General features: G+C 72.7%; 19 protein-coding genes. 14 read left to right on the top strand and 5 right to left on the bottom strand.

Annotated features, from left to right (window positions below; genetic code table 11):
- Positions 1-11: 11 nt before the first annotated feature.
- The gene (locus GCU67_RS14580; RefSeq protein WP_163611948.1) at positions 12-767 is read right to left on the bottom strand and encodes a DeoR/GlpR family DNA-binding transcription regulator; all 756 of its coding nucleotides are present in this window, start codon (positions 765-767) and stop codon (positions 12-14) included.
- Positions 768-993: 226 nt separating this feature from the next.
- Here GCU67_RS14580 and GCU67_RS14585 point away from each other — a divergent pair, with 226 nt between their 5' ends.
- From GCU67_RS14585 to GCU67_RS14615, 7 genes are all read left to right on the top strand, one after another.
- Positions 994-2,037, top strand: coding sequence for an autoinducer 2 ABC transporter substrate-binding protein (locus GCU67_RS14585; protein ID WP_163611949.1), 1,044 nt, complete (start codon positions 994-996; stop codon positions 2,035-2,037).
- Between the two features lie 75 nt (positions 2,038-2,112).
- Complete coding sequence (locus tag GCU67_RS14590) at positions 2,113-3,627, top strand: sugar ABC transporter ATP-binding protein (RefSeq protein ID WP_163611950.1); 1,515 nt, start codon at positions 2,113-2,115, stop codon at positions 3,625-3,627.
- A complete protein-coding gene (locus tag GCU67_RS14595; RefSeq protein WP_211661418.1) occupies positions 3,624-4,655 on the top strand; it encodes an ABC transporter permease in 1,032 nt (343 codons plus the stop codon). The genes GCU67_RS14590 and GCU67_RS14595 overlap by 4 nt, the downstream gene beginning before the upstream one ends.
- Positions 4,652-5,728: an ABC transporter permease gene (locus GCU67_RS14600; protein WP_211661419.1), complete on the top strand. Its 1,077-nt coding sequence runs from the start codon at positions 4,652-4,654 to the stop codon at positions 5,726-5,728. The genes GCU67_RS14595 and GCU67_RS14600 overlap by 4 nt, the downstream gene beginning before the upstream one ends.
- A gap of 48 nt (positions 5,729-5,776) precedes the next feature.
- Positions 5,777-6,778 (top strand): dihydroxyacetone kinase subunit DhaK, encoded by a 1,002-nt coding sequence (locus GCU67_RS14605; RefSeq protein ID WP_163611951.1) that lies wholly within the window; start codon positions 5,777-5,779, stop codon positions 6,776-6,778.
- 2 nt (positions 6,779-6,780) lie between these two features.
- Positions 6,781-7,428: a DAK2 domain-containing protein gene (locus GCU67_RS14610; protein WP_211661420.1), complete on the top strand. Its 648-nt coding sequence runs from the start codon at positions 6,781-6,783 to the stop codon at positions 7,426-7,428.
- Positions 7,425-8,309: an NAD(P)-dependent oxidoreductase gene (locus GCU67_RS14615; protein WP_163611952.1), complete on the top strand. Its 885-nt coding sequence runs from the start codon at positions 7,425-7,427 to the stop codon at positions 8,307-8,309. Before GCU67_RS14610 ends, GCU67_RS14615 begins: the two co-directional genes overlap by 4 nt.
- Positions 8,310-8,428: 119 nt before the next feature.
- Here the strand turns inward: GCU67_RS14615 and GCU67_RS14620 are convergent, their stop codons facing one another.
- Complete coding sequence (locus GCU67_RS14620) at positions 8,429-9,133, bottom strand: M50 family metallopeptidase (RefSeq protein WP_163611953.1); 705 nt, start codon at positions 9,131-9,133, stop codon at positions 8,429-8,431.
- 96 nt (positions 9,134-9,229) lie between these two features.
- Here GCU67_RS14620 and GCU67_RS14625 point away from each other — a divergent pair, with 96 nt between their 5' ends.
- Positions 9,230-9,853: a putative antibiotic biosynthesis monooxygenase gene (locus tag GCU67_RS14625; protein ID WP_163611954.1), complete on the top strand. Its 624-nt coding sequence runs from the start codon at positions 9,230-9,232 to the stop codon at positions 9,851-9,853.
- A gap of 144 nt (positions 9,854-9,997) precedes the next feature.
- Here the strand turns inward: GCU67_RS14625 and GCU67_RS14630 are convergent, their stop codons facing one another.
- Both GCU67_RS14630 and GCU67_RS14635 read right to left on the bottom strand, forming a co-directional pair.
- Complete coding sequence (locus tag GCU67_RS14630) at positions 9,998-10,684, bottom strand: response regulator transcription factor (protein ID WP_338105025.1); 687 nt, start codon at positions 10,682-10,684, stop codon at positions 9,998-10,000.
- Positions 10,681-11,928: a sensor histidine kinase gene (locus GCU67_RS14635; RefSeq protein WP_338105026.1), complete on the bottom strand. Its 1,248-nt coding sequence runs from the start codon at positions 11,926-11,928 to the stop codon at positions 10,681-10,683. The genes GCU67_RS14630 and GCU67_RS14635 overlap by 4 nt, the downstream gene beginning before the upstream one ends.
- Before the next feature lie 153 nt (positions 11,929-12,081).
- Here GCU67_RS14635 and GCU67_RS14640 point away from each other — a divergent pair, with 153 nt between their 5' ends.
- A complete protein-coding gene (locus tag GCU67_RS14640) occupies positions 12,082-12,993 on the top strand; it encodes an ABC transporter ATP-binding protein (RefSeq protein ID WP_163611955.1) in 912 nt (303 codons plus the stop codon).
- Positions 12,990-13,775, top strand: a complete 786-nt coding sequence (locus GCU67_RS14645) for an ABC transporter permease (RefSeq protein ID WP_163611956.1) — start codon at positions 12,990-12,992, stop codon at positions 13,773-13,775. Before GCU67_RS14640 ends, GCU67_RS14645 begins: the two co-directional genes overlap by 4 nt.
- Before the next feature lie 606 nt (positions 13,776-14,381).
- On the opposite strand, the gene GCU67_RS14650 is transcribed toward GCU67_RS14645, so the two are convergent.
- Positions 14,382-15,350: a WYL domain-containing protein gene (locus tag GCU67_RS14650; RefSeq protein WP_163611957.1), complete on the bottom strand. Its 969-nt coding sequence runs from the start codon at positions 15,348-15,350 to the stop codon at positions 14,382-14,384.
- Between the two features lie 86 nt (positions 15,351-15,436).
- On the opposite strand from GCU67_RS14650, the gene GCU67_RS14655 reads away from it, so the two are divergent.
- The 4 genes from GCU67_RS14655 (at position 15,437) to GCU67_RS14670 (ending at position 18,284) form a co-directional block, all read left to right on the top strand.
- Positions 15,437-16,000, top strand: a complete 564-nt coding sequence (locus tag GCU67_RS14655) for a DinB family protein (RefSeq protein ID WP_163611958.1) — start codon at positions 15,437-15,439, stop codon at positions 15,998-16,000.
- 46 nt (positions 16,001-16,046) lie between these two features.
- Positions 16,047-16,901, top strand: coding sequence for a hypothetical protein (locus tag GCU67_RS14660; RefSeq protein ID WP_163611959.1), 855 nt, complete (start codon positions 16,047-16,049; stop codon positions 16,899-16,901).
- Positions 16,902-16,970: 69 nt separating this feature from the next.
- Positions 16,971-17,525, top strand: coding sequence for an isochorismatase family protein (locus GCU67_RS14665; protein ID WP_163611960.1), 555 nt, complete (start codon positions 16,971-16,973; stop codon positions 17,523-17,525).
- 486 nt (positions 17,526-18,011) lie between these two features.
- The gene (locus GCU67_RS14670; RefSeq protein WP_163611961.1) at positions 18,012-18,284 is read left to right on the top strand and encodes a hypothetical protein; all 273 of its coding nucleotides are present in this window, start codon (positions 18,012-18,014) and stop codon (positions 18,282-18,284) included.
- The last annotated feature ends 3 nt before the right edge of the window (positions 18,285-18,287 follow it).

The following is an 18,287-nucleotide window of genomic DNA, read 5'->3' on the forward strand; positions in this document are numbered from 1 at the left end:
GGGCTGCGCGGTCAGTCCGGCTGACCGCGCAGCCCGGCTCGGATGAGCGGGATGGGGAACTGCGCGGCGCGCATCGGGTCCAGGGTGTCGTCGGTGATGCCGGCGGTGAACCGCTCGAAGCCGAACACCCGGAACAGGGCCTCGCGGCCGAACTTGGCGCTGTCGGCGACGAAGAACGCCTCGCTGGCGACCGAGAGCATCTTCCGCTTCAGCTCGATCTCGTAGCTGGAGGAGGCGTAGATGCCGTCGTCCATCACCGTGCCGGCGCCGAAGACCGCCACGTTGACCCGCATGTGCTCCAGCTGCTGGATCGAGGTCGGCCCCCACATCGCGTAGCCGGTGGGCAGCAGCTCCCCGCCGATGAACACCAGGTTGATCCGCGGCTTGCGCGCGATCTCCAGGCCGATGCACAGATCGTGGGTGACCACCGTCAGCCGGGTGTGCCGCAGGTGCCGAGCGACCGCGAGTGTCGTGGTGCCGCCGTCGAGCAGGATGGTCTGGCCCTCGAGGATCCGCTCGGCCATGGCCGCGCCGATCGCGTCCTTCTCCGCGCGGTGTGAGTCGTCGGTGCCGCGCACCGGGACGTCGTCCCCGCCGCGCACCGCCGAGGCACCCCCGCGACTCCGTTGCACCAGGCCGTCGGCCTCGAGCTTCTCCAGGTCGCGCCGGACGGTCGAGCTGTCGACGTCGAAGCGGCGGGACAGGTCGCCCACCCGCTGGAACCCGCTGTCGAGCAGCAGTTCGACGATGTCCTCCCGTCGACCCATGACCATCTCCCTCGAGTGTGAGCGTGCAGGTTAGCAGGGCCAACGACACTGCATCGTGCAGAAAGCTCTGGTGATCGCGCAGGATCGCGCAGCGACATGCGCGGATTTTGCCCGAGTGGTGCTCGACACATGCTCACAATCGGGCTACCTTCATGCAGCCGCCGGACAGAGCTGTTCGGCGCGCGGGCGCCTCGCGCGTCCGCGGTCGACACAAGGGAGTGGTCGAATGACGCGCAGGGGAACTGCAGGGGTCCTGGCCTCGGGCCTGGCTGTCGCACTGCTGGCCGGGTGCAGCTCGGTCGGCGGCGGGTCCACGGGCACCGCAGCCGAGGGTGGCGGCAGCGCCGCGCCGGAGGACCTCACGATGGTCACGGTGGTCAAGCTGACCGGCATCGCCTGGTTCGACCGGATGGCCGAGGGTGTGGACGCCTATGCCGAGCGCACCGGAATCGACGCCCGCGTCGAGGGCGGTGACGACGTCAGCCCGGAGAAGCAGATCCAGATCATCCAGGACCTGATCGCCCAGCGGCCCTCGGCGATCACCGTCGTCCCGAACTCGCCGGAGGCGCTGTCCAACGTGCTCGCCTCCGCGCGCAGCCAGGGCATCAAGGTCGTCTCGCACGAGGCGACCGGGATCGAGAACGTCGACGTCGACATCGAGGCGTTCGACAACGCCGTCTACGGCACCCAGATCATGGACGACCTCGGTACCTGCATGGGCGGCGAGGGCAAGTACGTCCAGTTCGTCGGTGGGCTGACCGCCAAGACGCACATGGAGTGGGTCGGTGCGGCCGAAGAGCACCAGAAGACCGAGTTCCCGGGCATGACCCGGGTCGAGGACCCGATCGAGAGCACCGACAACGAGAACGCCGCCTACGAGCGGGCCAAGGAGGTCCTGGCGAAGTACCCCGACATCAAGGGCTTCCAGGGCTCGGCCGGCAACGACGTCCCGGGCATCGCCCGGGCGATCGAGGAGGCCGGCCTGGAGGACGAGGTGTGCGTCATGGGCACGTCCATCCCCTCGGCGGCGGCCAAGTACCTGGAGACCGGCTCGATCGACAAGATCTACTTCTGGGACCCGGCCCTGGCCGGTGAGGCCCAGCTGGAGATCGCCCGCATCCTCTCCACCGGCGGGACGATCGAGGAGGGCACCGACCTGGGGATCGAGGGCTACGACTCGCTCAAGAAGCTCGAGGGCTACGACAACGTGTTCTACGGCGACGCGTCGGTCTCCGTCGACGCCAGCACCGCGTCCCAGTACGACTTCTGATCCCGTCCCGCGACCACCCGGTGCCTGGCGCGCGGTACGTCCCGCCGCCATGCACCGGGCACCGGAAGGTGCCCCATGACAACTCCTCCCTCCCCGCGCGAGTCGGTGCCGGTCCTGCAGGTGCGCGACATCGTGAAGACCTACGGCGGCGTGACTGCCCTGAACGGCGTGTCCCTGGACCTGTTCCCCGGTGAGGTGCTCTGCCTGGCCGGGGAGAACGGGTGCGGCAAGTCCACGCTCATCAAGATCATCTCAGGCGTCGAGAAGCCGGACTCCGGCGAGATCATCGTCGACGGGGTGGCCCACCCGGCCATGCAGCCGGCGGACGCCATCAAGTCCGGCATCCAGGTCATCTACCAGGACTTCTCGCTGTTCCCGAACCTCACGGTCGCGGAGAACATCGTCCTGACCTCGGCCGTCGCCGACCGGCGCCGGCTGTACTCGCCGGCCGGGTCCCGGCCCGCCGCGCAGGCCATCGTCGACGAGCTGGGCCTGGACCTGGACCTGGACGCGGACGTGGACTCCCTGTCGGTGGCCGACAAGCAGCTCACCGCGATCTGCCGGGCACTGGTCAGCGACGCCCGGGTCATCGTCATGGACGAGCCCACCACCGCCCTCACGCACACCGAGGTCGAGCGGCTCTTCGCCCTCGTCCAGCGGCTGCGCGACCGCGGGGTGGCGCTGGTCTTCGTCTCCCACAAGCTCGACGAGGTGCTCCAGGTGTCCCAGCGGGTCACCGTGCTGCGCTCGGGTCGGCACGTCATCACCGCCGACGCGGCCACCCTCGACCCGCGCTCCGTCGCCCGGCACATGACCGGCCGGGACGTCGACGACTCCCGATCGGTGGGCCTGGTGCCGGTCGAGGGGCCGCCGGTGCTCGAGGTCGTCGACCTGAGCCTGACCGGTGCCTACGAGGGCATCAGCTTCACACTGCGCCGCGGCGAGGTCCTCGGGGTCACCGGCCTGCTGGGCTCGGGCCGCACCGAGATAGCCGAGTCGCTGTTCGGCGTCCTCCCCGCCGAGCGCGGCACGGTCCGCGTCGACGGGCAGGAGGTGCGGCTGCACACGATCCGGGACGCCGTCCGCGCCGGCATCGGCTACGTGCCCGAGGACCGGCTGTCGCAGGGGCTGTTCATGGACCGCTCGATCGCCGACAACATGATCGCCGGGTCCCTGGACGCCCACCGCACCCGCTGGCGCACCGTCGACCGGGCCGGCACCCGGACCACCATCCGCGGTCTGTTCGACCGGCTGCGGATCAAGGCACCGAACGTCGCCGCTCCCGTGCGGTCGCTGTCCGGGGGCAACGCCCAGCGCGTGGTGCTGGCCAAGTGGCTGGCCACCAAGCCCAAGGTGCTCATGCTCAACGGCCCCACCGTCGGGGTCGACGTCGGCTCCAAGGAGGAGATCCTGGCCATCCTGCGCGCCGAGGCCGCTGCCGGCATGGGGGTCATCGTCATCTCCGACGACGCCCCCGAGCTGGTCGCCAGCTGCCACCGGGTCCTGGTCATCCGCCAGGGTCGTCTGGCTCACACCCTCGAGGGTGAAGGCATCAGCGTCGACACGATCCGTGAGCGGGTGGCGGCGTGAGCGGCGGGCTGGCCCGTTTCCGCGGCCGCAACAACGAGGGCGTCCTGGCCGTCGTGCTGCTGCTGCTGGTGGTCGGGATGTCGGTGGCCAACCCGGCGTTCTTCAGCCTGTCGACCGGCTTCAGCATCCTGCGGGGCTCGATCGTGCCGTTGGTGTTCGCCCTCGGTGTGCTGCTGGTGATCATTTCCGGCGGCATCGACGTCTCCTTCGCTGCGATCGCCGTCTTCGCGGCCTACACGACGGTGAAGGTCGCCGGCAGCACCGCGCTGCCGCTGGGAGTGCTCGGCGCGTTCGGGCTCGCCCTGGTCATCGGCGCGCTGCTGGGCCTGGTCAACGGCCTGGTCATCGCACGCTTCCGGCTGCCCACGCTGATCGTCACCCTGGGCACGCAGGGCATCTTCAAGGGCGTCCTGCTCACCTACGTCGGCGCCCGGTTCATCGCCGACCTGCCCGACTCCATGGCCGGGCTGTCGACGACCAACCTGCTGACGATCGGCTCCGGGCAGGGCCGCGCCCAACTGCACGTGCTGGTGCTGCCGGCGATCGCGCTCGCCGTGCTGCTGGCCTGGATGCTGCGTCGGACCATGTTCGGCCGCAGCATCTACGCCATCGGCGGGGACCAGGAGGCCGCCCGCCGGGCCGGCATCCGGGTGATGCGCACCCAGGTGTGGGTGTTCGCCCTCGTCGGCATGATGGCCGCGGCCGGCGGCATGTTCCACATGATCATGGGCCGCAGCGCCAACCCACAGGACCTCGTCGGCGGGGAGCTGGACATCATCGCCGCCGTCGTGCTGGGCGGTGCGTCGATCTTCGGCGGCCGTGGCTCGGTGCTGGGCACCGTGCTCGGCGTCCTGCTGGTCCAGGTGATCAACAACAGCCTGATCCTCGTCGGCGTCCCCAGCGCCTGGCAGCGCACCGCCGTCGGCGTGCTGCTCATCGTCGGCGTCGGCGTGCAGGCACTGGCGGCCCGGCGCTCGGCCCGCAAGGTCCATGCCAACGTCATCGACCAGCAGGAGGTGGCGGCATGAGCCGCACCGACCAGACCCCGCCGCAAGCCGTCGCCGACGGCGGACGGGCCCCGGGCTCGCTGCTGAGCCGGGTGCAGGCCGACCGCAGCGTCACGCGCATGGTCGTGCTCGTCGTGGTGGCCTTCGCCTTCTTCGCCGTGCTCAACCCCCGGGTGTTCCTCAGCTCCATCAACCTGCAGAACATCGCGATCTCCTCCCCGGAGATCGGGGTGCTGGCACTGGCGATGATGCTGGCGATGCTCACCGGTGGCATCGACCTGTCCCTGGTGTCGATCGCCAACCTCTCGGCGATCACCATCTCCACGCTGTTCACCGCGGTGGGGGAGAACGACCCGGCGCTGGCTCAGAGCCTGGCCCCGCTGTTCGTCCTCGCCGGGATCGGCGTCGGGCTGCTCGGCGGGCTGGTCAACGGGTTCCTGGTCTCCCGGGTCGGCATCACCCCGATCCTGGCCACGCTGGGCACCATGCAGGCCTTCAACGGCCTCGCGGTGGTGTGGACCGGCGGCACGGTGCTCTACGGGTCGCCGGACTCGCTGACCTCCCTGGGCCAGACCGCCATCGCCGGCGTGCCGGTGCTGTTCGTCGTCCTGCTGGTCACCGCAGCCGTGGTCGCGGTGGTCGTCAACCGGACGCCGATCGGGCGGAAGGTGCAGCTGCAGGGCGCCAACCCGGTCGCGGCCCGCTACTCCGGGATCGACAGCAGGCAGGTGCTCATGCGCACCTACCTGATCTCCGGGGCCCTCGGCGGCCTGGCCGGCGTGCTGTTCCTCAGCCGCAACCCCACCGCCTCGGCCGACTACGGCGCCTCCTACGTGCTGCTGGTCATCGTCATCGCGGTGCTGGGCGGCACCAACCCCAACGGCGGCTTCGCCACCGTCACCGGCGTCGTCCTGGCCACCCTCACGCTGCAGATCGTGGCCAGTGGGTTCACCGCGATCCGCCTGTCCTCCTACCAGTACGCCATCGCGCAGGGAGCCATCCTCATCGCCGTCATGGTCATCGACCAGGTGCGGTGGCGACGCCGGCCCCCCCGGCGCAGAGCCGGGACGTCGCAGGCCTCCACCCCTGCCTGACGCCGACCCCGCCGCCCCTCCCCGGACCCAGAAGGAAGTGACCGCACCGTGAAGAAGATCATCAACACCCCCGAGGCGTTCGTCGACGAGATGATCGAGGGGATCCTGCTGGCCCACCCCGACCAGCTGCGCACCCCCGGCGACGACCCGCGCGTCCTCGTCCGTGCCGACGCCGGCGCCCCCGGCCGGGTCGGCATCGTCACCGGTGGCGGCTCGGGCCACCTGCCGCTGTTCAAGGGCTACGTGGGCACCGGGCTGTGCTCGGGCGTGGCCATCGGCAACGTGTTCAGCTCCCCGAGCTCCCAGCAGGTGTTCGAGGCCACCCAGGCCGTCGACGGCGGCGCCGGCGTCCTCTACCTGTACGGCAACTACGGCGGCGACGTCTTCAACTTCGACCTCGCCGCGGACCTGTCCGAGCTGGAGGACATCACCACCCGCACCGTCGTCGGCCGCGACGACGTCGCCAGCCAGCCCAAGGAGCGCAAGGCCGACCGGCGCGGGGTCGCCGGCATCTTCTTCGCCTACAAGGCCGCCGGCGCCGCCGCCGAGCGCGGCGACGACCTGGACACGGTCGCCGCGATCGCCGAGGACGTGGTGGAGCACACGGCCACCATGGGCATCGGGCTGTCCCCGACGATCCTGCCGACCACAGCTCAGCCCAGCTTCACCCTGGAGGACGGTGAGATGGAGATCGGCATCGGGATCCACGGCGAGCCCGGCATCCACCGCGGGATGCTGGAGACCGCCGACCAGATCGCCGACCGCATCGTCGGCGCTCTCGTGGCCGACCTGGAGCTGACCGCCGGCGCCCGGGTCGCCGTCCTGGTCAACGGGATGGGAGCCACCCCGCTGGAGGAGCTGTACGTGCTCTTCCGCCGGGTCCACCAGGTGCTGTCCGGCCTGGAGGTCACCATCGCCCGCAGCTACGTGGGGGAGTACGCGACCAGCTTGGAGATGGCCGGCGCGTCGATCTCACTGCTCGCCCTGGACGACGCCCGTCTCGCGCTGCTGGCCGCCCCGGCCCGCTCGCCGTTCTTCGAGGAGGTCTGACCGTGCTGGCCACCGAGCTCAACGAGTCCATCCGCCGCAGCCTGACCGAGCTGGTCCGCTACGCCGACGAGCTGCGCGACCTGGACCAGGCCCTCGGCGACGGCGACCTCGGGATCACCGTCTCCCTGGGCGCCACCGCGGTGATCGCCGCGCTGGAGGAGCTGCCGGACGCGGCGACCCCGGCCGAGATCGCCAAGGCCTGCGCCAAGGCCTTCGCCAACGCCAACCCCTCGACGATGGCGGCCCTGGTCGCCGGCGGACTGCTGGCCGGGTCCAAGACCTGGACCGACACCACCGAGGTCGACGTCGCCGCGGCCGCGCGCTTCATCCGGGCCGGCGGGGCCAACATCGGCCAGCGCGGCAAGACCGAGCTGGGGGACAAGACGATCCTCGACGCGATCATGCCGGCCGCCGACGCCCTGGAGGCCGGGGGTGACGCCGTGACCGCACTCGACGCCGCGATCGCCGCCGCCGAGCGCGCGGTCGTCGAGACCCGCGGCCTGCAGTCCCGCCGGGGCCGGGCCTCCTGGCTCCAGGAACGCAGCATCGGGCTGCAGGACCCTGGCGCGACCGCGTTCTGGCGGTACCTGCAGTCCTGGCGCGCGGCCAACGTGGCCGGCGCAGAGCAGCTGAGCGGAGAACTCGCATGACATCGATCGCCTTCATCGGCCTGGGCACCATGGGCCGCGGCATGGTCGGCAACCTGGTCCAGGCCGGTCACGACGTCACCGTCTGGAACCGCAACCCCGCGCGCGCCGAGGGCGTCGACGGGGTGACGGTCGCCGGCAGCATCGCCGAGGCCGTCACCGGCCGGGACGTCGTCCTGTACTGCCTGGCCGACGACGCCGCGGTCGAGGCTGTGGTGTTCGCACCCGGTGGGGTCCTGGAGAGCGTGGGCACCGACACCGTCGTCGCCGACCTGTCCACGATCAGCGTCGGGCTGTCGGACCGGGAGACCGCCGCCTTCGCCGAGCGCGGCGTGCCCTTCCTCGACGCCCCGGTCTTCGGGTCCAAGGGCGAGGCCGCCGCCGGCGGGCTGTGGATCGTCGTCGGCGGTGAGGCTGCGGTGCTCGACCGCGTCCGGCCGGTGCTCGAGGCGCTCAGCGAGACCGTGCACCACCTGGGCGCCGGTGGCTCCGGGGCGCGGATGAAGTTGGTCGGCAACCTGCTGGTCGCCGCGCAGCTGCAGGCCCTGGGTGACGCGCTCACCCTCGCCCGGGCCGCGGGCCTGGACCTGGCCCGGGTGCTCGACGTGGTGTCGGTGACCGACTTCCGGTCCCCGATCTTCGACGGCGTCGGGGCCTCGGTGCTGGTCGGTGACTACTCGCCGTCCTTCGCCCTGGACCTGATGCTCAAGGACGCCCGGCTCATCCAGGACCTCGCCTCGACCGTCGGCGCCCCGGTACCGGCCACCGACCTGGTCGAGCAGACGCTGGTGACCGCCGTGGAGCGCGGCTACGGCAACGAGAACGCCTCGGCGCTGATCAAGGTCATCGCCGAACGCGCCGGCGTCCAGCTGCCGACCGCGTAGTCGGCGTCCGGGTCGCCGTCCGCACCGGACGGCGACCCGGACCGCTCGGGCCCCCGGGTCCGCCGGCCGGGGGACACGGACGCCATGGCGTGCGCCGGCCGGCGGGCCGCGGGTCCCGCTCAGGGGAGCAGCCAGTGAGTCCCGAGCACCAGCGCGCCGCCGTCCACCAGCAGGAACAGCCCCACCCACAGCAGCCCCGGCAGCCGGGTGAGCCGGGCCAGTTGGTCGGCGTCGGAGTCCTGCGCCGTGCCCCGCCGCCGGGAGCGCTGCAGCTCCAGCACCGTGCGCGGGGCGGCCAGCAGCAGGAACCAGGTGACGCCGTGGGCGAAGGCGGCCTGCCCCTGGGCCGGCATCCACCAGGTGGCGGCGAACACCAGTGCGCCGGTGGCCAGCACCGACCACAGGCCGTACCAGTTGCGGATCTGCACAAGCAGCAGCGCGAGCAGCAGCAGCAGCACCCACAGCAGCCCGACCGCGTACCCGGCGGCCAGCAGCGCGGCCGCCCCCAGCCCGAACAGACCCGGCCCGGTGTAGCCCGCCGCCGCGGTGAGCACCATCCCCGGTCCGGTGGGCCGGCCGGCCGACACGGTGACCCCCGAGGTGTCCGAGTGCAGCCGGATGCCCGCCAGCCGGCGCCCGGTGACCAGCGCGGCCAGCCCGTGCGCGCCCTCGTGGGCGATCGTCACCGCGTGCCGGGAGGACCGCCACAGCGCCGGGGAGAGCACCAGGAGCGCGGCCAGGGCGGCGCTGAGGGCCAGCACCCACGCCGGCAGCGGGGGAGAGGTGGCGCTGACCCGGGTCCAGAACTCCTCGACGGCCGCCATGCCCCGATCATGACCAGCCCGGCTGTGCGCGGGCCCGGCGGCGCGCGGGGGACCCGCGTGCCACGTCCCACCCAGTGGACCGCGATGCTGTGCCCCATGGAGAGTGCTGCACCGGCACCCGCAGTACCGGAGACCCCGGAACTGCCGGTGACCGTCTCGTTCACGCGGCGCGCCGACCCGGCGCACGCGATGGAGATGACCGCCTGGATCCGGGCGGGGCTGACGATGGCCGAGGGCTTCCCCGGCTTCCTGGGGGGCGGCTGGGTCCGTCCCCGGCACGGCGCGGACGAGTGGCACATGCTGTGCCGGTTCGCCTCGCCGGCCACGCTCGCCGCCTGGGAGGCGAGCTCCGAGCGCCGCTGGTGGCTCGGCTCGGCCCAGGGCCTGGCGGAGGTGACCCGCACCGAGCGGCGCACCGGCATCGAGGGCTGGTTCGACGTCCCCGTCGACGCCGCGACCGAGCTGCCGTCGGCCCCGCCGCCGCCCGCCCCACCGCGATGGAAGCAGGCCGTCACCATCTGGCTGGTCTTCTTCCCGCTCAACCTGCTCGCCACGGTCACCCTGGGCGCGCTGCTGGCCGACGTGCACGTCGTGCTGCGGGTGGCGGCGATGACGCTGACCCTCACCCCGCTCATGACCTACCTGCTGCTGCCCTGGATGACCCGCCGGCTCGGCTGGTGGCTCCAGGGCCGCCGCTGGCGGGACCGCCGGATCGCCTGAGGCCCGCTGGGGGCCGCGCACGCGACGCGGCCCCCGACGGACCGGGCTGCCCGTCCTGCGGCCGTTATCCCCAACGACCACGCCGCACACCCGCCGGGGAAGACCAGCCACGACGGGGGAGGGGCCCCGGTCCGCCCGGGCCGCTCAGACCAGGTCGGCGTCGTGCACGAGCAGCGCGATCTGCACCCGGTTCGCCAGCTCGAGCTTCACCATCAGCCGGGACACGTGCGCCTTCACCGTCGCCACGCTCAGGTACAGCTCGGCACCGATCTGCGCGTTGGACAGCCCGCGACCCACGGCCAGCGCCACGTCGCGCTCCCGCTCGCTGAGTGCCGCCAGCCGGTCCCGCGCCCGCTGCTGCCGCGCCTCACCCGGTGCCACCGCCCCGGCCGCCGACACGTGCGCGATCAGCTGCCGCGTCACGGTCGGTGAGAGCATCGGCTCCCCGTCGGCGACCCGGCGGACCGCGTCCACGATCGCCGCCGGCGGGGTGTCCTTGAGCAGGAACCCGCTGGCACCGGCCCGTAGCGCCCGCAAGACCTGGTCGTCCGCGTCGAAGGTGGTCAGCACGATCACCGCCGGGGCGTCGGGTGCGCGCATCAGCGCCTCGGTGGCGGTCAGCCCGTCGGTGCGCGGCATCCGGATGTCCATCAGCACGACGTCGGGCCGGGTGCGCTGCACCGCCGCCGGCACCTCCGCACCGTCGGCCGCCTCGCCCACCAACTCCAGGCCCGCGGCCCCACCGAGCACCATCCCCAACGCCGAGCGCACCAGGGCGTCGTCGTCCACCACGAGCACCCGCACCGGCCCGCTCGTGCCCGTCCCGCTCACGCCGGCCACGGCAGCGTCGCGGTCAGCCGGAACTCCCCGTCCGCCGTCCAGCCGTGCGCCAGCCCGCCACCGGCCAGCGTGACCCGCTCCAGCAGCCCGATCAGGCCCGTCCCGGCCCCGGGCAGGGCGTCGGCGTGCACCCCGCCGGTCCGGGCGGGGTTGCGGACGTCGACGGTCAGCCCGGTGCCCGGGCCACCGGTCACCGCGACGGTGGCCACGCTGCCGGGGGCGTGCTTGCGCACGTTGGTCAGCGCCTCCTGCACCACCCGGTAGGCGGTCCGGCCGGTCACCGAGGGGGCGGCACCGAGGTCGGCCACCCCGTACTCCGCCCGCACCCGCAGCCCCGCCTCCCGGCTCTCCTCGACCAGGGCCGGGACGTCGGCCAGCCCCGGCTGGGGTCGGGTCTGGCCGCCCTCGTCAGGCGACTCCCGCAGCACCCCGATCACCTCACGCAGGTCCTCCAGGGCCTGTCGGGCGCTGGCCCGCACCACCCCGGCCGCCGCGGCGACCTCGGCCGGCGGGGCGTCGGGCCGGAACTCCAGCGCGCCGGCGTGCATGCTCAGCAGCGACAGCCGGTGGGCCAGGACGTCGTGCATCTCCCGGGCGATCCGGGTGCGCTCGGTGTGCCGGGCCTGCTCGACCCGCAGCAGCTGCTCGCTCTCGGCCCGCACCGCACGCTCCCGCAACGACACCACCAGCTCCCGCCGCGCCCGGATGGCCATGCCCCAGGCCACGACGGCCGCCGTCACGAGCACACCGAAGACCACCACCCAGACGAACGAGAGGTCCTCGGCCGGCCGCAGCAGTGCGAAGACCGCGCTGCCGGCCAGGTTGGCGGCGGCGACGGCCAACACCACGGTCGGCCGGCGGTGCACCGCGACGGTGAACAGGGCGATCAGGGCGGCCGGGGCGACCATCTCGGAGAAGCAGCCGATCACCGCGAGCAGCAGCGCCACCGCCACCGGCCACTCCCGGCGCCACCACAGCGCGAGGGTGGCCGCGCCACCGACCGCGATGTCGGCGAAGACCAGCACGGCCGCCGGCGGGTCCGGCTCGCTCACCGTGATGCCCACCAGGACCAGGCCGGAGGCGACCGCGAGCAGGAAGCAGGTGACGTCGACGACCCAGTCGCGCGCCGAGCGCCGGGAGCGGGGCCGAGGGCCGGAGGGCACCGGGGCCGGCAGCGGCCAGGCGTGCTCGCTGCTGCCCGGGACGGCCTGTTCGGGCAGCCTGGTGGTGGTCACCCCGCCGAGGTTACGGACGGCGGGACCCGGCAGGAACCGACCGAAGTAGGGGGCCGGTGCGACCTGTGGCCCACCCGCCGGCGACCGAGGTGACCGTGGCCGCCGACTCCTGGGCGATGTGCCCGATCCCGTCCGGCGGCCAGGCTCGTCGGCATGATCACCGTCGACCACCTCACCAAGCGCTACGGCGCCCGGACCGTCGTCTCCGACGTGTCCTTCACCTGCACACCGGGGAGCGTGACCGGCTTCCTGGGTCCCAACGGCGCGGGGAAGTCCACCACCCTGCGGGCGCTGGTCGGGCTCACCGTCCCGACCAGCGGTACGGCCACCATCGCCGGCCGCGCCCACCGTGACCTGCCCAACGCCGGCCGGCAGGTCGGCGTCCTGCTCGACGCCGGTGCCCAGCACGCCGGCCGCACCGGCCGGGAGACACTCACCCTCACCGCCATGGTGCTCGGCGTGGACACCGAACGGGTCGACGAGGTGCTGGGGCAGGTCGGCCTGGCCGGGCGCCCGGCAGGCACCCGCGTGGGCAGCTACTCCCTCGGGATGCGCCAGCGGCTGGGTCTGGCGGGCGCACTGCTCGGGGACCCGGAGGTGCTCGTGCTCGACGAGCCGGCCAACGGCCTGGACCCCGAGGGCATCTGGTGGATGCGCGGGCTGCTCCGTGGGTTCGCCGACCGGGGCGGGACCGTGCTGCTCAGCTCCCACCAGCTGCGCGAGGTGGAGGCGGTGGCCGACCAGCTCGTGGTCATCTCCGGCGGCCGGATCGTGGCGCAGGGGAGCAAGACCGAGCTGCTGGGCCGCCGCGGGACCGTCGTCCGCGGCCCGGACCGCGCTGTGCTGGCCCGTGCGCTGCAGACGGCCGGCATCGCCGTCTCCGCCGGTGACGACGACGCCCTGGTCGCCGACGCCGACCCGCTCGCCGTCGGGCAGGCGGCGGCCGCCGCCGGTGCGGTCCTCACCGAGCTCGGGCAGGCCGGCGGCGAGGGCCTGGAGGAGTTGTTCCGGGCGCTCACCGCGTCTCCCGGTACCGGCACGCAGCAGCCGGCGGTGGCGGCATGAGCACCGCGGTCCTCGAGACGAACCCGCGCCGGCTGACCGGGCCGGGAACGCCGCCGTCCCTGCTCCGGCTCACCCGGGTGGAGCTGCGCAAGTCCTACGACACCCGGGCCGGGCGGTGGCTGCTGGTCGCGATCGCCCTGGCGGCCGCCGCCACGGTCGCGCTGGCCCTGTTCACCGGGCACGACGCGATGGGCCTGGCCGACCACCTCGAGCTCACCCAGCTGTCCACCAGCCTGCTGCTGCCGGTGCTCGGCATCCTGCTCGTCACCAGCGAGTGGTCGCAGCGGACGGCGATGACCACGTTCACGCTGGTGCCCCGGCGCTCCCGGGTGCTCTCCGCGAAGGTCCTGGCCGCCTCCGCCCTGGCCCTGCTCGGGGTGGTCGCGACCCTGATGACCTCGGTGGTGGCCGTCGTCCTCACGCCGCTGGTGACCGACGGCGCGCGGGACTGGTCACTGGGTGCGGCCGAGCTCGGCCAGGTGGTGCTGCTGCAGCTGGTCTACGTGCTGTCGGGGGTGGCGTTCGGCATGCTGCTGCTCAGCTCGCCGCTGGCGATCGTCCTGTACCTCGTCCTGCCGACGGTGTTCACGATCCTGGTCAGCACGGTCGGGGCGCTGGACTGGGTGGCCGACTGGCTGGACCTGACGACGGCGAGCGCCCCGGTGTTCGACGGGGGACTGGACGCCCAGGGGTGGCTGCAGCTGGCCACCGCGACCGGCCTGTGGCTGGGGCTGCCGATGGGGCTGGGCTGGCTCCGGATCGAGCGGGCCGAGATCTCCTGACGCATCCCGACACGTCGGGGTGGGCCGGCACCAGTCGGCTCACCCCGACCTCGCCCGTTGACACCGTTATCCCCAACAACCCGCTCGTTGACCGGCCGACGGGAAGACAAGCAACAATCGGGGGAGGAGCGCAGGCCGCGAGGTCGATGGACCGGTGTACGAGGTGCACACCCGGACACCGGTCTGCATTCCGTCACAGTCGTGGGGTCGGCCCCTCAGGGCCACGGCGCCGCACCCGCCCGGAGGAGAGGCTCTGGACCGCTCCGACGTGGCCGGCGGCCTCACCACCTCACCAGGGGAGGGGCGGACACCGCCACGGAGACCTGGACGGCCGCTGTCGCACGTCTGGTCCTCGATGCGGTTGCCGTGAGCGGTCTCGACCAGGAGCCGGCGGTGGCAGCCGTCCCAGGGGTCGAGCCACAGCTCGCTGACCCGTTCGGTGGACGTCACCGTCGCCGGCCGACCTGCCGATGACGTGGATGCAGCACCACCTTGTCCATCACCGTTATCCCCAACATTTTGCCATACACCAACTACGGAAAAACCAACCATCACCCACCAACGACGGGGGGCCTGGCCGCGGTCCAGGGGAGTGGTCGCGGTGCGTCATCCCGTCCGCTGGACGGCGCGGGAGTACAGCGCCGACCAGTCGGACAGCAGCTGGAGCAGCTCCGGGGGTGACTGCACGGTGAACTCGTGGCCGAGGGAGCCCAGGGCCATGGCCGGCCAGCTGAGGTCGTCAGCGGTCATCTCGAGGCGACAGCTGGTCGGTGAGACGGCGGAGACAGTGCCCCAGCGGCTCACGTGCGCGACCACCTCGGCGGCCGGTGCCGCGACGAGCACCTCCACCCGGTAGGGGTCGCGTCGGCCGTGCAGCCCGGCCAGCACGAAGGTGGCGGCGTCGGCGGCCGGCAGCCGGCGGGGGGCGAAGTGCTGCCCCGTGTTCGCGGCCTCCGCCAGGCGGTCCAGCCGGAAGGTGCGCCAGTCCCCGCGGCCGAGGTCGTAGGCGACGAGGTACCACCGCTGTCCGACCGGCACGAGTCGGTGCGGCTCGACGTGCCGGTCGCTGTGCGCGCCGTCGGAGGCGACGTAGTCGAAGGTGAGCCGCTCGGCGTCCCGGCAGCACTGGGCGACGGTGGTGAGCGCGAGCGGGTCCACCGGCTCGGTGCCGGCCTCGCCCCAGGCGGCCGGGACGGTGACTGCCTGTAACGCCTCCACGCGGCGACGCAGGCGCTGCGGCATGACCTGGACGACCTTGGTCAGCGCCCGCACGGACGCCTCGGCCATGCCGCTGACCGACGAGTGCGTCGCCGACCGGAGCCCCACGGCCAGGGCGACGGCCTCGTCGTCGTCGAGCACCAGCGGCGGCAGGGAGACCCCGTGGGTGAGCTGGTACCCGCCGTCGACCCCCCGGCTGGCCGCCACCGGGTAGCCCAGCTCACGCAGCCGCTCGATGTCACGCCGCAGGGTGCGACCCGAGACGCCCAGCCGGTCGGCCAGGTCGGCGCCTGGCCAATACCGCTGGCTCTGCAGCAGGGACAGCAGCCGGAGCGTGCGCGAGCTGGTGTTGGCCACCGGGCCATCCTGCCCTGTCTCAGGACAGGAAATGACCGCAATGACCCCTAGCGTCATCCGTACCACCGACGACAGGGGCACCCGCCATGACCACCACCGACACGACCACCCACCCAAGCCCGTCGCACGGCACCGACCCACTGGACCGGGAGCGCACCGACCTGCTCGAGAGCCTGGGGCGCCACCGCTTCTTCCTCCGCTACACCGTCCGGGGGCTGACCGACGAGCAGGCGAGGCTGCGGCCGACGGTCAGCGAGCTGTGCCTGGGCGGGATCGTCAAGCACGTGGCGGCGACCGAGGCCACCTGGGCCGACTTCATGGTCCGCGGAGCGGCCGCCTTCCCGACCGTCGACTGGACCAGCCCCCAGATGGCCGAGACCTGGGCCGCCGAGCACCACCTGCTGCCCGAGGAGACCCTCGCCGGCGTCCTCGAGCACTACGCCGCCGTCGCCGCCCACACCGACGACCTGGTGCGCACCCTGCCCAGCCTCGACGCCGACCACCTGCTGCCGAAGGCGCCCTGGTTCACCCCTGGTGGCCGCCAGTCGGCGCGACGGACCCTGCTGCACCTCATCGCCGAGACCGCCCAGCACGCCGGCCACGCCGACGTGATCCGCGAGACCCTCGACGGCCAGAAGACGATGGGCTGACCGGAAACGCGGTGCGCCGCCGTCGGTGGGCGACCAGGATGACCCGGTGCACCCACCCCGACCCGACTGGCCTGACGTCACGGAGCGTGACCACTGGACGGCGGCGCTGGCGGACGTCGCGGCGCGGATCGAACGGGACAGGGGAGTGGCCGACCCCTGGCGGCTGGACGTCGAGCACTCCCTCCTGTGGGCGCAGTACGGCGGCACGCGCATCGCCGTCGCCGGACCGGACGCCGATGTCCGCAGCGCCGAGGAGCTGTTCGAGCAAATCGACTCCTGGGTGGCGTTCGAGAGACACGCCGGACCCGGCCAGGTGCTCGAACGCGATCGGCAGGCGGTGGCCGACTGGCGCGCTCAGCTGGCCGTCCAGCAGCCGCGCTACCAGGCGGCCACCGCCCGGGTGTTCCTCGACATCCGGGCAACGACCACCATCGACCTCGGCTGGCGGGTGGCCGTACACGAGGAAGAGCTCGACTGGGCAGCGCTCCGCAGCCAACTGCCCCCCGAGCTGCTCGGCGCCACAGAGGGAACCACGGGCGGCATCGCCGGCCACGAGTTCGTCGGGCCCGGCCCCTGGCCCGACGGCCCGCCGACCCGGCCGGTGCCCTTCCCGCAGCTATACCTGGAGACCCGCACCGCTTCCGGACGGGGTTCCGACGACGTCCTGGACGTGGCCACGGACCTCGACGATGCAGTGTGGGAGGTGGCCGCCACCGTCCAGGACCTGGTGATGGAGGAGGTCCACGGTGCCTGGCCCGCATGCCCGGGGCACTGGCACCCGATGCAGACGGGGCCGTCTTCCTCCGGTCCTGTGTGGCGCTGTCCCGCCGACGAGCGGGTCGCCGTCCCGATCGGCCGGCTCGTCGAACTGGTGGCGTCCGAGGGAGACGCGCAGGCCTGAGACCTGTCAGTGGTCGGCAGTAGCGTCACAGACGTCGCACCGGCCCGTCCGAGCAGCAGGGAAGTCCCCATGACCACGCTGACCGATCGTCCGAACACCGCCCTCCTCGTCGTCGACGTCCAGCAGGGCGTGGTGACCGGCGCCCACCAGCGCGACCCCGTCGTGGCCAACATCGGCGCCCTGGTCGACCGGGCTCGGGACGCCGGTGTCCCGGTCGTGTGGGTGGCGCACTCCGACGAGGAGCTGCCCCAGGACAGCGACGATTGGCAGTACGTGCCCGAGCTCGCCCGTCAGGAGTCCGAGCCGCTGGTGCACAAGCACTACGGCGACGCGTTCGAGGGCACCGACCTCGAGGCCGTCCTGGACGCGGCCGGCGTCGGCCGCCTGGTGGTCGCCGGCGCCGAGTCCGACGCGTGCATCCGGTCGACCATCCACGGTGGCTTCACCCGGGGCTACGACGTGACCCTGGTCGGCGACGCGCACACCGCCGGGGACAAGTCCGCCTGGGGTGCTCCGCCGGTCGAGCAGGTCATCGCGCACACCAACCTGTACTGGCGCTTCCAGGCGGCACCCGGACGGTCGGCCGGCGTCGTCGAGACCAAGGACGTCACGTTCACCGGCTGAGCCCGGGGAGGGGGCGTCCTCTCCGCTACTTGACATAATGTCGATTATCGGCGCACCGGATCCAGCCCGAGAGGGGCAGTCGAGCGGGGTTCTGCTCAAGGTCAGCCGAGACCCGATGGACCCGCGCCGCGACGTCCGCGCTGACATGGACCCGACCACCGGGTCGACATCGCGGACGGCCGAGCGATCGACGCTCGTCAGCGGCCACGTCGTCCGCCCGACGCAAACCCGGCGACGTCCGCGGGTCGTGTGGCGACGATCGTTCGTCGTGGACACCTGGATCGATCCATCGAGAAGTTGATCATCGTGGCGTGCTCGGTCATCCGACATGAGGTCACCGTCCCGACCATCCGAGCCCTCAGGGCACCTCAGGCCTCTTCCCGGTCGGTCCACCTGGACCACCCTGGTTACGTCACGCTGACGTAATGGGCTGTGATTCGGTGGTCTCAGGGAGCGCCAATGGCGAACCCTTCGTAGGGTCGAGCCATGAACATCCGACGCCCGGTGGCAGCCCTGTTCGTCGCGCTGGCTCTGGTCGGTGGGCCGGCCACGATGACCGCCTGCAGTGCGGCCGGCGGTGGTACCGAACGCAACGACGGCGACAGCAGCGACAACGAGACCGCGAACACCGGCGGCAGCGACCCTGGTGGCACCTCGCAGGGCAACCTGCCCAGCAACCAGAACAAGGAGCCCGACGGCGAGAACGAGTCCGGCGACGACGAGGGCAACAACGGCGGCGACAACAGCTCGGACGGCTGAGCG

This window comes from Modestobacter muralis (assembly GCF_010682105.1).
Lineage (GTDB): Bacteria > Actinomycetota > Actinomycetes > Mycobacteriales > Geodermatophilaceae > Modestobacter > Modestobacter muralis.

What these genes read in the sequence shown, in the direction of transcription:
- GCU67_RS14580 (WP_163611948.1), bottom strand. Translation starts at nt 767, where the DNA reads ATGGGTCGACGGGAGGACATCGTCGAACTGCTGCTCGACAGCGGGTTC.
- GCU67_RS14585 (WP_163611949.1), top strand. Translation starts at nt 994, where the DNA reads ATGACGCGCAGGGGAACTGCAGGGGTCCTGGCCTCGGGCCTGGCTGTC.
- GCU67_RS14590 (WP_163611950.1), top strand. Translation starts at nt 2,113, where the DNA reads ATGACAACTCCTCCCTCCCCGCGCGAGTCGGTGCCGGTCCTGCAGGTG.
- GCU67_RS14600 (WP_211661419.1), top strand. Translation starts at nt 4,652, where the DNA reads ATGAGCCGCACCGACCAGACCCCGCCGCAAGCCGTCGCCGACGGCGGA.
- GCU67_RS14615 (WP_163611952.1), top strand. Translation starts at nt 7,425, where the DNA reads ATGACATCGATCGCCTTCATCGGCCTGGGCACCATGGGCCGCGGCATG.
- GCU67_RS14620 (WP_163611953.1), bottom strand. Translation starts at nt 9,133, where the DNA reads ATGGCGGCCGTCGAGGAGTTCTGGACCCGGGTCAGCGCCACCTCTCCC.
- GCU67_RS14625 (WP_163611954.1), top strand. Translation starts at nt 9,230, where the DNA reads ATGGAGAGTGCTGCACCGGCACCCGCAGTACCGGAGACCCCGGAACTG.
- GCU67_RS14640 (WP_163611955.1), top strand. Translation starts at nt 12,082, where the DNA reads ATGATCACCGTCGACCACCTCACCAAGCGCTACGGCGCCCGGACCGTC.
- GCU67_RS14645 (WP_163611956.1), top strand. Translation starts at nt 12,990, where the DNA reads ATGAGCACCGCGGTCCTCGAGACGAACCCGCGCCGGCTGACCGGGCCG.
- GCU67_RS14655 (WP_163611958.1), top strand. Translation starts at nt 15,437, where the DNA reads ATGACCACCACCGACACGACCACCCACCCAAGCCCGTCGCACGGCACC.
- GCU67_RS14665 (WP_163611960.1), top strand. Translation starts at nt 16,971, where the DNA reads ATGACCACGCTGACCGATCGTCCGAACACCGCCCTCCTCGTCGTCGAC.
- GCU67_RS14670 (WP_163611961.1), top strand. Translation starts at nt 18,012, where the DNA reads ATGAACATCCGACGCCCGGTGGCAGCCCTGTTCGTCGCGCTGGCTCTG.